Origin of the sequence: Levilactobacillus hammesii DSM 16381, from assembly GCF_001434395.1 — a bacterium.
Taxonomy (GTDB): Bacteria; Bacillota; Bacilli; order Lactobacillales; family Lactobacillaceae; genus Levilactobacillus; species Levilactobacillus hammesii.
In genome coordinates this window covers 1-13,743 of record NZ_AZFS01000059.1, presented here as the reverse complement: position 1 = coordinate 13,743, position 13,743 = coordinate 1, and the positions used below count along the sequence as shown (strand labels likewise).

The window sequence follows — 13,743 nt, the reverse complement described above, 5'->3', positions numbered from 1 at the left end:
TGGAAAACGTTAACCTATTACTTTAACCCTTAGAGGAGATCACATAACTATGAAATCAAGTTTAGCAAAATCACTGTATCTTGGTTTAGCTGTCTTGAGCTTAGGTGCCGTTGCCACGGTAGCCACCACCGCTCAAGCCGCTAGCAAGGCCAAGATTGTTTCCAGTAAGACCTTAACGACCGACGGGACCAAGCGTAACGTTCAACCAACCGGGAAGAACGCCCTGTACACCAAGCCAGGAACGGTTAAGGGTGCCAAGAAGGTAGCTTCAACCGCCACGATGAAGAAGCTGGCTTCCTCCAAGAAGTCCGCCGATTACTTCCGTGCCTACAACCAACAAATCACGAACAAGGGAACGGTCTACTACAAGGTTGTTTCCATGGATGGCAAGTACCGCGGTTACGTCTACGGCGGTAAGAAGGCCGGCACCTTTGCTGGTGGGATCAAGAAGGCTTCTACCATGAAGTCCGTCACCAAGCCTGCCAACAAGACCGTTTACTTCGCGAAGCCCGGCAAGTCTAACGTGACATGGAGTGCGCCTAAGAACACGCAATACAAGGCCACGAAGGCTGTTAAGGATACGACGAGTTACGCCAACGACACTCTAACCATCACGTCTGCCGCTAAGAAGACGCGTGAAGGTTCCCTCTACTACTACGTGACCGACAGCGCCAATCCTGCCGTTAATGGCTGGATCTACGCCAAAGCCGTGACGACTACGAAGCCAGCCGCTGACACGTTTAACGACAAGACTGACGTCAAGGTCAACTTCAACACCTCTACTGGTAAGACGGTCGCTACGTCAACGCTGACGGGCTTAGTAGACGCTGCTGGCAAGACGCCAACCGCTACTGGCACCGCCGTTGGGAGCAGTGCCACTTCCCAAGCCACTAATGACTGGGGCAAGGCTGTTCTGGCAGGGACTGGGTACAAGTACTCCCGTTCCGACTCCGTTAACCTGACGGCGCTTAACAACGCCAAGACCGGTGACACGATTACGTTAAGCGTGGCGCAAAACGACGCGAAGTCAACCAAGATTAACTTCTTTGCGACGACCGGTAACGGCGACTTATCTCAAGCCGCAACGGCCTTAACGGCTTACGCCACGGGGAGCAAGGCTGCCAGTGATACGGTAGTCTTCCCCGCCGCATCCGACTTCTCCGGTGTTGAAGGCATGACCTTCGCTGCTAGCGATGTGACCACTTACCTGAACGGGGCGAACTTAGGCACGTTATACACGCCTAACTACACCAAGGGGACTGGCACAACGCAATACTTCACGACTTACAAGTTGAGCAGCACGTTGAGCGGGACTTACGGTTCAACGACCAAGGCCTTCTACGTAGGGACTGAAAGTCAAGGTACCTCACCAGCTACGACGGCGACCGCTACCACCACGACTTATTTCGCCAACGCGATTGCTAAGTAACCCATTTCTCTAGAGTCAAAAACAAGGACCGCCCAATCTGGGTGGTCCTTTTGTTAACTTCAAAAATTATCGGCCACCGCCCGCAGTTGCCGTTCAACCGCCACTGCTAAGTCGGGCGCTTCCAAAAATGGGCGCAGATCAGTCACCTGCAGTTGCGCCGCTACCGCCGCCACAATTTCTTCGGGTACCGGGATCTGGGCCGCTTCCATCTGCCAATAGGCCATGGGCGAGACACCATAGATAAGGCTTGCCGTGTGGATGGGGCAGTCACTGGTCTCCAAACGCATGCAGCGCAGAATGTCGGCGTAGCTGTTCCGATCACGGGGATCAGTGGGCTTAATGACGCCGTGTTTCGCGGCAAATTCAGCGCTGTTCGGCCAGTCCATCTCTTGGTGATGGTTGGCCGCCAGTTGCAGATCGTCGGAGATAGTTAGTTCAAATAACGCCGTGGTGAGGTCCTCCGCTCGTTGCAAGTCGGCCACCTGTTGCGCATTTAAACCGTAACATTGGAAAATCAAGGCCAACAGGTCGGGATTGGGGTGGGCGATGTGGCTGTGCTCCAGCTCGCTTAGGTACCACCCCGGGATATCCAAATTTTTCAAGACCTCCTCATAGCTCGCCCCATCAGCTAAAATAAGTCGTGCTTTGGTGAGCACGGCACTTAAGGAATGACGTTGCTTGACCATCACCCATCACCTCACTTTTACCTAGATTATAGCAATTTCCGCGCGTCTTTACATGAAATCTCCATGAAAATCCAGGCTAAAATTATGAGAAAAATCGAATTTAAACCGTATAATTTAAATTATAGTTCGTGTATTTTGGGGCGAATGATTGTGGCCAAACACCATTGATAATGGGAAGATGTTTATATTTTGTCTGATAAATTATTTTTAAAATTCAATGTTTATTTCTTGCTATAATTCGGTTTTTGTGGGAATCTATAGCTGAGCCACAGGAAGACCGTGGTCATCAGTCAGACACGTTAATTTTCGTTAGAAGGGAACTAGTAAATGGCTAATTTGTTGAATGGACTAGCGCACGACGTCCGACAAGAGATTGAGAAAACGGGCGTCATCGATTTTACCCATCTGAAACCAGAGGATATTGCCCGCGCCGTCCCACGGGGAGAGATTGATGTGGATTGGCAGTCGCTCTTGTTTGTAAAGAACAACCGCCCGGCCGATACCATCGTTTTAACTGAAAACGACGGCTTCTTTCGAACCCCCTTGGCACCAAGAGAATTAGTCAATATGGCAGTTGATTCCACGGATAAAACGTGGCACGACTATCACACGAACGTGGCACTATTGAATCTCAGCGGCCCGACGCCGATTGTCAGTGGCAACCTGCAATTGTTGGTTACCGAACAGCCGAAACGCAAGAATCAGACCAGTTGGGTGGGAATTCAGGCAGTCGAACGTGTCAACGCGGTTTCTGAGAAGAGAGTCCGCGTGCAACTGAAGGATGGGATGGAGATGATATTTCGGGATACGGATACCCGGTTGCGCAAGAAGATCAAAGAGGCGAGCGCGATTAAGCGTCATCTGATCAAGGAACATCAAGAGTCTCTCCGTCACTTTGCGCCCGACGATTACCAGAACGCCACCAAAGATAGTTTTGATGGACGAGCATTTCGCCTAGAACGGGTTGTGATTATCGTCTCAGCCTGCATGACTGTATGCAATCATCCCAAGAGTCGTGAGACCATTCGCCGGGTGGTCTGCAGTGTGTTGCGCGGCAACCGCGAGATCTTTCACTTGGAGGATGAGCAGTACTAGACCGTGATGACCGATGTTGCAACGTTCTTAAGCTCTCCGTATTAAGAAATTAATAGCAAATTTGGCTAAGATGTGATTTGTTTATAATGTAGTCTGTTATCTGTGGTAGGATGTTTAGGGGAGGTAACTTTTAGGGCTTATGGTTTTACCCACTGAGTTACCACTACGCGATGACTATGTTAAAGACGGACCGACGAGATCAGACTGTCGGTGGTCACGAGGAGGAAGAGTAACATGATGGAAGCCAATAAATTAGCCGTGGACGTCCAACGGATTCATCAGCTGAATTCGTTGCTGCGTCCCTTTATCAAACGGCCAAGCAGCGGGGATGCAATTACGTTTGAACAGTATCGAATCTTACACGAACTCGCCCTAGAGAAAGTCAGCACCAGTGAACTGGCCCGGCGGCTCAATGTGGGCCAGTCCATGATTTCGATTCAGATTAGCCGGCTGCTCAACAACGGCTACATTGATGACGAAACGTTAGCGACAGACCGTCGTTATCACGTTTTTGAAATCACACCGCGTGGCCGACGCATTGAGGAACACGTCAGCGACGTTCTCAACGAGGAGCTACCGGAGTTGATCCAGCAGCTGACCGAGATCGTCAATGCCCATTAACCGAGACTAACCAAGAAGATGCGGGACAACTTGCATCTTCTTTTTCGTAGCGGCACCCAGGTATAGTCCGACCGCTGGTTTTAAGCTGGGCAAAATGTGCCCACAATAAAAGCCGATCCCTATTGCGGACCGGCCAATCTTTAATTATTCTGCTGCTTCCAGCGGTTCGTCGTCTGGTTCCGCCATTGGCTTGCCAGCGGCGTCCACCAGTTGGAGCTCACTGAGCCGAATGACCACTAAGTCACCGAAAGAGTCAATTTTATCTGTTTCCTTCTTGGCGAGTTGTTCAGGTTCAACCTTCACCAGTGCGGAGTGTTCGTAGATCTTGGTAATCGTCCCGTAGAATGAATTTGAGAAAAGTTCTGTCTTTTCACAATAGACCCGGTTTTCTTCATGCAATGCCATGAGCAATCGTCCCCCATAAAAGTAATTTATAACAGATTAAAGGTCGAGTGCCCAAAAGTCAAGCGAATTCCACAAAAAACGTTAAATTGGTCAAATAATTTCACCCATAACTTAATAAGTGAACAACTTAACGAAGTTTATAGTCGCCGGAGACGATCAATGCGAGACTGCGTCGTGAAGTTTTGCAGGGACTCCGTCTGCTGGGCCAATTTAGTGGCAAATTCCGTGAGAAAATTGAGTTCCAGGTCGGTTAGGGGCCGTTGTTCCTGAGCGGCCGTGAGCAGTTCGTCGACCGCGCCGGTCAGCTGGGCATTGGCCGCCAACAGCTGCTTGAAGGCTGGTGTGCCGGAGAGTCCGGTGAGACCGGTGGTTTTGATCTGAACGGGCCGCGTCGTTGGCTTGGCAGTCGTCGTGCTCGTGGCCGCCGCACGCTGGGCCTGCCGTTGCACCTTGGCCGGAGCCGGCATGTCGGCATCGAAATAGTAATAGACCTCCCGGGGTTTCACGGCGGCCTTCTTGATCCGTGGATCAATGGATGGCGCTGCTGAGACCGCGCCCATCACGACGGATTGCACGTAGCCCAATTTGCCCAACATGGCGCGGAGCTTGACGGCCCGGATACCCCGAATGCCGGGGAACTTGTCTTCAGAAACGACCTCTGAGGTCTGGTCGTCTTGTAACCATGAAATAATTTGTTGCCGAATCTTTGCCGCTTGACTGTTCTTTGTATTTGCCATTGTGGGCCTCCATCGAAGTTACGTAATTACTAGTCATTTAATAATTAAGGTGGCCGGCTGATCCCTGCTATCAGCGGTGATGCGCTTCGTACACGGCCCGGCGACCAATAATTAATTACTTTATTACTAATATTGAAGCATGTTTCCCCCGTCACTGGCAAGGGGATGGCTTAAGTTTTCGCAAATATTGCCGGCTGGCCGGCCGTGACTAATCTTTTTAGAGCAAGTATGGTACAATCTAAGTACATAGAGGAACTATCCTGGTGAAGCTGGACTCTTTGTGGTTTGGCAAGGCTGACATCACTGTGCGCACGTAGGTTAATCATTGGTTGATGAGCCGTGATTGTCGACAGCCGCGGCACGTTTCCCAATCTTGATTGGCTACGGGCCGATAACGGAAGGGGAGCGTCGTTGCGACCCTTCCTTTGTTTTTGTGCCGAGATTAGGGTAGTTTCAATCAATTTAGGAGTGAACAATTTTGCACATTTTTAGAGATGAAAACGGGATTCGTCTGGTCGTTTCTCACCAGCTCGGACATTACGCCGTCCATTTTGCGGAATACGCCCCCGAACAAGAATTCGTGAACTATGGCTTGAGCAAGGACCGGCATGGCCGTTATCATCTGACCATTGAGAAGACGAACCTGACCGAACTTGACCAACCTGTCTTTGCGAAGGAATTGGTCTTCGGTGACCTCGGCGACAGTCTCACGCCAATCGAAGGCGTTACGTTAATGTTGATTTAAATTTCAAAGAGCACCTCAGTCGTTGCGGCTGAGGTGCTTTTTATTTGGGTCGGTTAAACCGAGCCACCTAACGGAACACATTGCCTGTAGTCACTATCTATCAAGTGAGATCGTTTAGCATATAGCCCAAATTTGGCTCGCTCGCAGCTACATTGGGGAGCGACTTTCTACTTCATAAATCGGTGTATTTCTAACCTAACTTCAAAATCAAGCACTACCGTAACCGAAGGCGGCTAATGATGGAGGCAGCTGTGTCGACGCTGTTGACCGAGGTTCCTCACTCGGTTTACAGCGTGGGACGTGTTTGGAGACTGACGGTTTTGGTCAGGCTTCAAACCGAGCCGGAGGACCGTTTCTCAGGGCGCAGGCGGTCCCCACAGCAGCCGGAATCGTTGGCGGACGAGGTGGCAGGAAACAGCCATAACGCTCATCAGCCTGTCATAGCACGCGATTGCGGCCATTTTATTGTCAATGGGTCAGAGAATTTATCACAGATCAACCCTTTTCGGTTGCTAAATGTAACTGCAAGTATTACAGTATAACCGTAGACAAAAACGAAAAGGGGACATAATGATGACAAACGTATTAGTACTGGGTGCCAATGGGAAAATTGCTAAGTTAGCAACTGCACAGCTCTTAGAGAATGATCAGAATCAGCTGACCTTATTTCTGCGAAACGCCAAGCGTCTAGCCGATGCCGCGAGTGATCGGGTGAAGGTCGTTGAAGGGGACGCCAGCAATGAGGCGGACCTAAAGGCAGCCATGACGGGCATCGACATCGTTTACGCCAACCTGGCGGGTCACAACATTGAGGCTGAAGCCAAAGCGGTAGTGGCTGCGATGACGGCGAGCCACGTGGACCGGTTGATCTGGATCTCCACGTTGGGCATTTACGATGAAGTGCCTGGTAACTACGGCAAGTGGAATCACCAGATGCTGGATGGCGGCTACTTGGAGACTTACGCCGCTGCGGCTAAGGTCATCGAAGATTCCGACATTAATTACACCTTGATTCGGCCGGCTTGGTTGGATAACAAGGATGAGATTGATTACGAAACCACCAAGAAGGGTGAAGCCTTCAAGGGAACCGAGGTTTCACGCAAGAGTATTGCCGCGGTTGTGGCTAAGCTAGTGGCCGACCCTAGCCAGGCTAACCGTGAATCACTGGGGGTTAACAAGCCCAACACGGATGGTGACAAGCCAGCGTGGTATTAATTTAGAAATGCGGGGGGCAGTGCCGGAGCAGGTACTGCCTTTTTACGCGATAATAACAAAATTAATTTTCCTACCATAAATGCCCCTGCGACAGCACTTGTTCACACCGACCCAAAATTGTGGGTTCAAAAAGTGTGCATTACAAGTAAATTCGCGGTATAACTATGTTGTGTGTTGCGCAAGGCGCCGCACGACCTGTGTGTTTTGTGTCATTTAATTTGGAATCAATTTACTAAGCTCATCTCTGTGAAACTTTTCCTCCAAACAAGAACCCATGGAATTTGCCTGGAATTGATTCATACGTTGCGATACCGTTAACGACCACGACTCGTTAGCGGTATTTTTTTGGCCCAAAAGCCGGTCTTATCGCGTTTGTGGCGGGTCAGACAAAATAAGTTGAGAAGTTTTATCAAAACTGTTGCAAACGCTTACAATCCGTGTTACTATTATGTCACGGAAAGGAATTAAGAGTTGTGATTGCACCACATGATCTAGTTGATACAATGCTTTAGGAAACTGATTTCCGTTTTGACGTAAGTCAGATTTTTACGAGTAGAGTAACCCGCAACACAGAAAGTATCAGACAACTCCGATAAACCTTCTAACGAACTCTGGTGGATTCAAGCAACAAGTAACAGGTTCAAGAATGATGAACAACTGAATATAGTGTCAGCTTAGCGCTTCACGTAAGCGTGTGTGTTTAGAGACGTGTAGACAGTGTTACAGGCGTTAACTAGAGCTCGGATGTTGCAGTAGCAGAGGTCATGCAAGGATTTTAAGTAAAATCGTTAAAGCGTGTTCTGTTAGGGTAATGAAGGAATTAAGCGTCACCGTTACAAACCAAAACGGTAGCCTGAAATAAAATATAGTATGATTGTACGGCTGCGACAGTTGGTTCGAAATATTAGTTATGAGGCGATTAAGTATTAAAATGATTACGAAACGGGAATTAAGTCACAACCTCCTTTCCGGAAGTTAGCGGACTTCAAGTTATCTCCATTCAACTTGAAGCCCGTTTTTGTGACTTCTAAGGTAAGTTGTTCGGATCAACCAAATGATTGCGGGCCTAAAAATAGTCCAGCCCGTAAAACAGTTTGACAGGTGAGCTTCCCAGTGGTACGGTATTTCATGTCAAGTGGTAGCGCTAACATTGTGGATTGGGGCGCCGAGTAAATCCTTTTATGCAATTTGGCACCAACCCCGCTAATCGCTGGCAGATAGCCGGATTGAGCCGCTCACTAACGGTGGTTAATGGCCGCAATGTTCGGAATTTGAGTTTCTCATTTTTCTTGCAATCACCCATTTACAGGGGCTCGCGGAAACGGTATATTATTACTAGACCGAAAAAACACCAGCTGGAATTTTGTTTCAGTGTTGACCTAAGGAGTGAGAAATGGTGGCATTTCATCGCATTTTCGTGATTGACTTTGCCGGTTTAGGTTTGGGGGAAGCCCCGGACGCAAACCGCTTCCAGTCTGTCGGGACTGACACGTTAGGTCATGTCGCGGTTAGTTGGTCGGGTAAACTAAATCTTCCAACATTACAGCGGTTGGGACTCGGAAATATTCGGGTTGACCATCCGATACTGGGAGTTGATCCCGTGGCCACGCCCATGGGGTTCTTCGGTCGCTTACACATGGCGGCCCAGGACAATCGACCGGCAACGGGTTTACGTGAGATGTGGGACTACAATGGTCGCACCCGCACGCAGAGCGTCCTGGCGACCTTGCCAGAAGCGGGTTATCCCGTGACGATCGCGGCACCGTTCCTGAGTTATTTACAAACACAGGATGCGGCCGAGAAGGTGCAACTGGGTAGTAACCAGGAAGCTTTCCGCGTGATCAACGAGCTGATTTATCGGCCCGCCTCGGGCATGGCGTTGGTGATGTTACCGGACTTCCAGTTCGCTGGTGAGCACGGCGATATCGAGGGCTTCGGTGAGGCGCTGATGCACACCGACGAGGCGCTTGGTCAGGTGATTCACGACATGGGGGTTAACGACCTGATGATTGTGACCGCCAGCCATGCGGTTGATCCCACGGCGACCGTGACGCCGACACGAGAGTATTTGCCGGTGCTGGCTTATTCAGCCTCGCGGCCCAGCACACATGCGTTGGGCATTCGGCGGACGCTAGCCGATGTCGGCGCAACCGTGCTGGAGAACTTCGGTTTAGCGAACCACGCTGCCGGACATAGCTTTTTAAATGAATTTACGCAATAAAAAACGTTTTGAACGAACCTTGAAGGGGGGTGAGGAAGCACCAGTATCAGGGGGTAATCGCTAGGTTGCAAAGGTCAACGTCGAGTAAGCAACGATACATCTATTATTTTGCAATTTCACCATTCGCTGAAAACGTTGAAATCTAGCTGTTACGAACTGATGTCGTTCGTTCGTAACAGAAGTTATGCGATACATAATTTCTGCAGCAACATCGTGTCAACTTTTGTATGGCAAACGTCCATACATCAAAGAATAATATCGGAAAGAGGTATTTTGACCAATGCTAGTCGCAGTCAATATTTTAGGGGTAATTGTTTACCTCGCCATCGCTTTCTTGTTCTCGAAGAATAAGAAGAAAATCAACTGGAAATCAACTGCTATTGTTCTGGTTCTTAACTTGGTTCTGGCTTGGTTCTTCACTAGTTTCTCCATCGGGCAAGACATCGTTAAGGGTGCTGCCGATGGATTCAACTGGTTAGTCCAAGTGGCTTACCAAGGGATCGTCTTCGCCTTACCTAACTGGGTTACCCCACAATTCGGCGGGACTGCCAAGTCAATGAACTTCATTACGAGTTCATTGCTGCCAATCTTGTTGGTTGTTCCAATGTTCGATATCCTGACTTACATCGGGGTATTGCCTTGGATCATCAAGTGGGTTGGTCGTGGCCTTTCCTTCATCACTGGACAACCTAAGTTCGAATCATTCTTCTCTGTTGAAATGATGTTCTTAGGTAACACTGAAGCCTTAGCCGTTTCTCAATTACAATTAAAGAGCATGCGTAAGGAACGTAACTTGACCCTTGCCATGATGTCAATGTCATGTATCACTGCTTCCATTCTGGGTGCATATACCCAAATGGTTCCTGGTCAATTCGTTTTGACGGCCGTTCCAATTAACATCTTGAACGCCATCATCGTGACGAACATGTTGAACCCTGTTGAAGTTGCCCCAGAAGAAGATACTATCGCCAAAATCGGTGGTTCAAACTCTGGTGCCGAAGCAGACGCTGTTGAAGATGACGGTAAGAAGGAACCATTCTTCTCATTCTTGGGTGACTCTATCCTGGGTGCCGGCCGTCTGATCTTGATCATCGCCGCAAACGTTATCGCCTTCGTTGCCTTAGCTGCATTGATCGACCGTTTGCTTGAACTCTTCAACCCATGGTTATCCTTGGAACACATCTTGGGGATCATCATGTTCCCATTTGCTTGGTTAATGGGTCTGAACGTGCACGATGCATTCGGCTTCGCCCAATACATGGGTACTAAGCTGGTGACGAATGAATTCGTTGTTATGGGTAAGATTGCTTCTACCATCAACACGAACGCCTTCTCACCTCACTACCGTGCCATCTTGACGGTCTTCCTGACTTCCTTTGCTAACTTCTCAACTACTGGGATGATCATTGGTTGTTTCAAGGGGATTGTCGACCGCGAAAACAACGAATTGATTTCTAAGAACGTTGGTTACATGTTACTTTCTGGGATCTTAGTTTCCCTGCTTTCTGCCGGGATCGTTGGTCTCTTCGTTTGGTAAGATTAAACCAATCGTTAGCTTAGATTGAAGTTTAAAAATTGATAGCCCAGGGCCGTTGGCTTTGGGCTATCTGTGTCAAATGCCCCCTTAATCAGTACAACAAGCACCGGTGACTTATCTCGGGTAATGGTGGCTGAGCGCCTTGCTCAAATGGTTTTACGAAGCCATTGGAGGTAACGTCGGTGAGTGAAGGACTGATGAGTGGTGGCGGTTGATTTTGAACTCTGAGGCAGTATTTTGAAGGTCAGTTTGGGTTCTAACCGAAGTTAGCCGTGAGGGTGGGCCAAATAGGCTCAGCCGTGGGAATTCACTTAGCGGTGGGTTATGCCGCTTAGAGAATTGGTGCCATTGAAACTCGATTCTCAGAGGTTCAATGGCAAGCCAGAAGACCGCACTGTGGCTTCTGGCGTCCGCCCACCGCGTTCCAGTCTATTTGGCCCACCCGGTAAGGCGACTACATCGGCATTTGTTACCCAACTGCCTTCACCACAAGTTTTAACAAAGATTATGTACAATGTAGCGAGACTAACGAGTGACTGCTTGATTAGTCCGTACGGGTGCCGACCTTCCTAGCCGGGAAGTGAAACCCAGCCGGATGCGTGAGACCATTCGGTTGCAAAGCCCGTTGAAGTCTGTGCGTCGGGTAATGATGCATTGAAAGATAGGGATTTTTATGGATAAGCAACCATCGCAGGTGGACTTAGCGAATAACATGACGCTTCGAGAAGCCTTGCGGCATAAGGATGTCGTCCGCAACGAGCTGATCGCGGGAGTTACTGGCTTTTTCGCCATCTCGTATATTATTATTGTGAACCCGCTGATTTTAAAGGATGCGGGGATTCCCACCGATTTGAGTGTCTTCGCGACCATCTTCTCCTCGGTGATCGGGTGTTTGGTCATGGCCTTTTGGGCCAATGCGCCAATCATTCTGACGCCGGGGATGGGGGTCAACGCCTTCTTTACCTACACCATTGTGGTGAACATGGGTCTGAGTTGGCAGGAAGCCTTGGGAATTGCGGCGGTCGCCAGTTTTATTTACATGTTGATCGCCTTTACCAAGGTGTCGACGATTCTCTCGGAGGCGATTCCCGAATCGTTAAAGAGTGGGATTACCGCGGGGATTGGGCTCTTCTTAGTGGAAATCGGCCTGGAAAAAGCCGGGCTGATTGTCGCCGGGAAGACCTCTTCGCTGGTCGTGTTAGGGGACTTGACCAAACCCACGCCGTTATTGGCCCTGTTTGGCCTAGTTCTCAGCCTGATCCTGTACATTCGTAAGGTGAAGGGCAACTTCTTCATTGCGATTATCGCAACGAGTTTAGTGGCCTTCTTCTTCGGGGTAAAGGATAGTGACACGCCCAGCGTGGACCTTGCACGGTTGGGACAGTACCACGAGATTGTCTTCAAGAACGATTTCTCTCACTGGTTAAGCACGCCATTTATCTTGGCGGCCTTCTCCATGACCATGATCTTGGTCTTTGAATCCATGGGCCTCCTGCAGGGCCTGTTGCCTAATCAAAAGAAGTTCAAGAAGACCTTCGAAGGTAGTTCGGTCACAACCTTCCTGTCTAGTTTCTTAGGAACTAGTCCCACGGTTGCCGCGGCCGAAAGTGCTTCGGGAATCGAGACTGGTGGGCGGACCGGGATCATGGCGTTAGTCGCCGCGGTGCTGTTCGCGCTGTCACTGGTCTTCGTGCCCCTGTTGGCCTATGTGCCATCCGCAGCCATTGCGCCGGTGATTATCATTACCGGGGCGCTGATGATGGCCGCTATTGGCAACATTAAGATGGCTGATTTTTCCGAATGGTTCCCAGCATTCTTGATCATTGTGCTGATTCCATTCACGAACAGCATTTCGACCGGTCTGGCCTTTGGTTTCGTGTGCTACCCGATTATGAAGGTGGTTCTCGGTAAAGCCAAGGAGATGACGTGGCCCGTCTACTTGTTAGGCGTGCTGTTCCTACTTGATTTAGTATTTAGTGCCCTGCTGTAACGGCAGGGTTTCACTTAAGGGTTAAACGTAAGCGGTTACTGACCGCGCTAAAAATTGAATTCATTTCATTGGGAGGAAATTAACATGACGATTAAAATTCTTATGGATACAGACCCAGGTATTGACGATGCAGCGGCTTTGACGATGGCCATCAACGACCCTAACATCGACTTGAAGTTGATCACGACGGTTGCTGGTAACGTAACGGTTGATAAGACCACCATCAACGCTTTGAAGATCGTTCGGTTCTTCAACCAAGACATTCCAGTTGCTGCGGGTGCTGAACAACCATTGTTCAAGGACTTCGAAGACGCTGCCCGGATTCACGGGGCTTCAGGGATGCCTGGTTACGAATTCCCAACTGACTTGCCAAAGCCACTCCACAAGACGGCCGTGGAAGCCTTACATGATGAAATCATGGCAAGTGCTGACCCAATCACGTTGGTTCCAACGGGGTCATACACGAACATCGCATTGCTCTTCTCAGAATACCCAGAAGTTAAGAGCCACATCGACCGCATCGTAGCCATGGGTGGTGCTTTAGGCAAGGGGAACATGACCAGTGCTGCTGAATTCAACGTCTTCACCGACCCAGATGCCGCCGCTATCGTTTACAAGTCTGGTATTCCAATCGTGATGGTTGGTTTGGACATTACCATGAAGGCCCTCTTGACGCACGAAAGCATCGAAGAGTTGCCAAAGATCAGCGAAACCGGGAAGATGCTGCATGACATCATCATTAACGATGGTGACAACAACGACAACGGTATCGCGATGCATGACGTGAACACCATCTTCTACCTGCTTCACCCAGAAGCAATCAAGACGGAAGACATGTGGATCGACGTGGTCACTGATGGCCCAGCCATTGGTGAAACGGTTGGTGACATCCGTGGTGCTTACCACGATGGCAAGACCAATGCCAAGGTTTCCGTGGACATCGACGCGGTAGCCTTCAACAAGTGGTTCCTTGAAGAAGTTCGTGCCATTAAGAACTAATTAAGTGACCTCGATTTAAAATTGAAGTGCAACACCTGCTCTACTAGACCAGTTCTTTATTCA

12 protein-coding genes are annotated in these 13,743 nt (G+C 49.4%); 9 read left to right on the top strand and 3 right to left on the bottom strand.

Going from position 1 to position 13,743, the window contains the following annotated elements:
• The first annotated feature begins 49 nt into the window (after positions 1-49).
• Positions 50-1,429 carry a hypothetical protein gene (locus FD28_RS06795; protein WP_057733914.1) on the top strand — a complete coding sequence of 460 codons (1,380 nt, stop codon included), beginning with the start codon at positions 50-52 and terminating at the stop codon, positions 1,427-1,429.
• Positions 1,430-1,488: 59 nt separating this feature from the next.
• On the opposite strand, the gene FD28_RS06790 is transcribed toward FD28_RS06795, so the two are convergent.
• Positions 1,489-2,115: a hypothetical protein gene (locus FD28_RS06790; protein ID WP_057733912.1), complete on the bottom strand. Its 627-nt coding sequence runs from the start codon at positions 2,113-2,115 to the stop codon at positions 1,489-1,491.
• Between the two features lie 327 nt (positions 2,116-2,442).
• Here FD28_RS06790 and FD28_RS06785 point away from each other — a divergent pair, with 327 nt between their 5' ends.
• Together FD28_RS06785 and FD28_RS06780 are read left to right on the top strand one after the other, a co-directional pair.
• Complete coding sequence (locus FD28_RS06785) at positions 2,443-3,210, top strand: hypothetical protein (protein WP_057733910.1); 768 nt, start codon at positions 2,443-2,445, stop codon at positions 3,208-3,210.
• A 234-nt stretch (positions 3,211-3,444) separates the two neighbouring features.
• Positions 3,445-3,831, top strand: coding sequence for a MarR family winged helix-turn-helix transcriptional regulator (locus tag FD28_RS06780; RefSeq protein WP_057733908.1), 387 nt, complete (start codon positions 3,445-3,447; stop codon positions 3,829-3,831).
• A gap of 144 nt (positions 3,832-3,975) precedes the next feature.
• On the opposite strand, the gene FD28_RS06775 is transcribed toward FD28_RS06780, so the two are convergent.
• Both FD28_RS06775 and FD28_RS06770 read right to left on the bottom strand, forming a co-directional pair.
• Positions 3,976-4,236: a hypothetical protein gene (locus FD28_RS06775; RefSeq protein ID WP_057733907.1), complete on the bottom strand. Its 261-nt coding sequence runs from the start codon at positions 4,234-4,236 to the stop codon at positions 3,976-3,978.
• A gap of 137 nt (positions 4,237-4,373) precedes the next feature.
• Positions 4,374-4,973 carry a hypothetical protein gene (locus FD28_RS06770; protein ID WP_057733904.1) on the bottom strand — a complete coding sequence of 200 codons (600 nt, stop codon included), beginning with the start codon at positions 4,971-4,973 and terminating at the stop codon, positions 4,374-4,376.
• A 478-nt stretch (positions 4,974-5,451) separates the two neighbouring features.
• Here FD28_RS06770 and FD28_RS06765 point away from each other — a divergent pair, with 478 nt between their 5' ends.
• From FD28_RS06765 to rihC, 6 genes are all read left to right on the top strand, one after another.
• The gene (locus FD28_RS06765) at positions 5,452-5,718 is read left to right on the top strand and encodes a hypothetical protein (protein WP_057733902.1); all 267 of its coding nucleotides are present in this window, start codon (positions 5,452-5,454) and stop codon (positions 5,716-5,718) included.
• A gap of 522 nt (positions 5,719-6,240) precedes the next feature.
• Positions 6,241-6,933 carry an SDR family oxidoreductase gene (locus tag FD28_RS06760; protein WP_268888934.1) on the top strand — a complete coding sequence of 231 codons (693 nt, stop codon included), beginning with the start codon at positions 6,241-6,243 and terminating at the stop codon, positions 6,931-6,933.
• 1,393 nt (positions 6,934-8,326) lie between these two features.
• On the top strand, positions 8,327-9,154 hold the full coding sequence (locus tag FD28_RS06755) for an alkaline phosphatase family protein (protein ID WP_191982161.1): 828 nt from the start codon (positions 8,327-8,329) through the stop codon (positions 9,152-9,154).
• A 280-nt stretch (positions 9,155-9,434) separates the two neighbouring features.
• The gene (locus FD28_RS06750) at positions 9,435-10,691 is read left to right on the top strand and encodes a NupC/NupG family nucleoside CNT transporter (protein ID WP_057733897.1); all 1,257 of its coding nucleotides are present in this window, start codon (positions 9,435-9,437) and stop codon (positions 10,689-10,691) included.
• A 673-nt stretch (positions 10,692-11,364) separates the two neighbouring features.
• Positions 11,365-12,681 carry an NCS2 family permease gene (locus FD28_RS06745; RefSeq protein ID WP_057733896.1) on the top strand — a complete coding sequence of 439 codons (1,317 nt, stop codon included), beginning with the start codon at positions 11,365-11,367 and terminating at the stop codon, positions 12,679-12,681.
• An 84-nt stretch (positions 12,682-12,765) separates the two neighbouring features.
• The gene (gene rihC / locus FD28_RS06740; RefSeq protein ID WP_057733894.1) at positions 12,766-13,680 is read left to right on the top strand and encodes a ribonucleoside hydrolase RihC; all 915 of its coding nucleotides are present in this window, start codon (positions 12,766-12,768) and stop codon (positions 13,678-13,680) included.
• The last annotated feature ends 63 nt before the right edge of the window (positions 13,681-13,743 follow it).

Bases quoted from the DNA above. Each gene is read 5' to 3' on its own strand.
- FD28_RS06795 (WP_057733914.1), top strand. From the start codon at position 50: ATGAAATCAAGTTTAGCAAAATCACTGTATCTTGGTTTAGCTGTCTTG.
- FD28_RS06790 (WP_057733912.1), bottom strand. From the start codon at position 2,115: ATGGTCAAGCAACGTCATTCCTTAAGTGCCGTGCTCACCAAAGCACGA.
- FD28_RS06785 (WP_057733910.1), top strand. From the start codon at position 2,443: ATGGCTAATTTGTTGAATGGACTAGCGCACGACGTCCGACAAGAGATT.
- FD28_RS06780 (WP_057733908.1), top strand. From the start codon at position 3,445: ATGATGGAAGCCAATAAATTAGCCGTGGACGTCCAACGGATTCATCAG.
- FD28_RS06775 (WP_057733907.1), bottom strand. From the start codon at position 4,236: ATGGCATTGCATGAAGAAAACCGGGTCTATTGTGAAAAGACAGAACTT.
- FD28_RS06770 (WP_057733904.1), bottom strand. From the start codon at position 4,973: ATGGCAAATACAAAGAACAGTCAAGCGGCAAAGATTCGGCAACAAATT.
- FD28_RS06755 (WP_191982161.1), top strand. From the start codon at position 8,327: ATGGTGGCATTTCATCGCATTTTCGTGATTGACTTTGCCGGTTTAGGT.
- FD28_RS06750 (WP_057733897.1), top strand. From the start codon at position 9,435: ATGCTAGTCGCAGTCAATATTTTAGGGGTAATTGTTTACCTCGCCATC.
- FD28_RS06745 (WP_057733896.1), top strand. From the start codon at position 11,365: ATGGATAAGCAACCATCGCAGGTGGACTTAGCGAATAACATGACGCTT.
- rihC (WP_057733894.1), top strand. From the start codon at position 12,766: ATGACGATTAAAATTCTTATGGATACAGACCCAGGTATTGACGATGCA.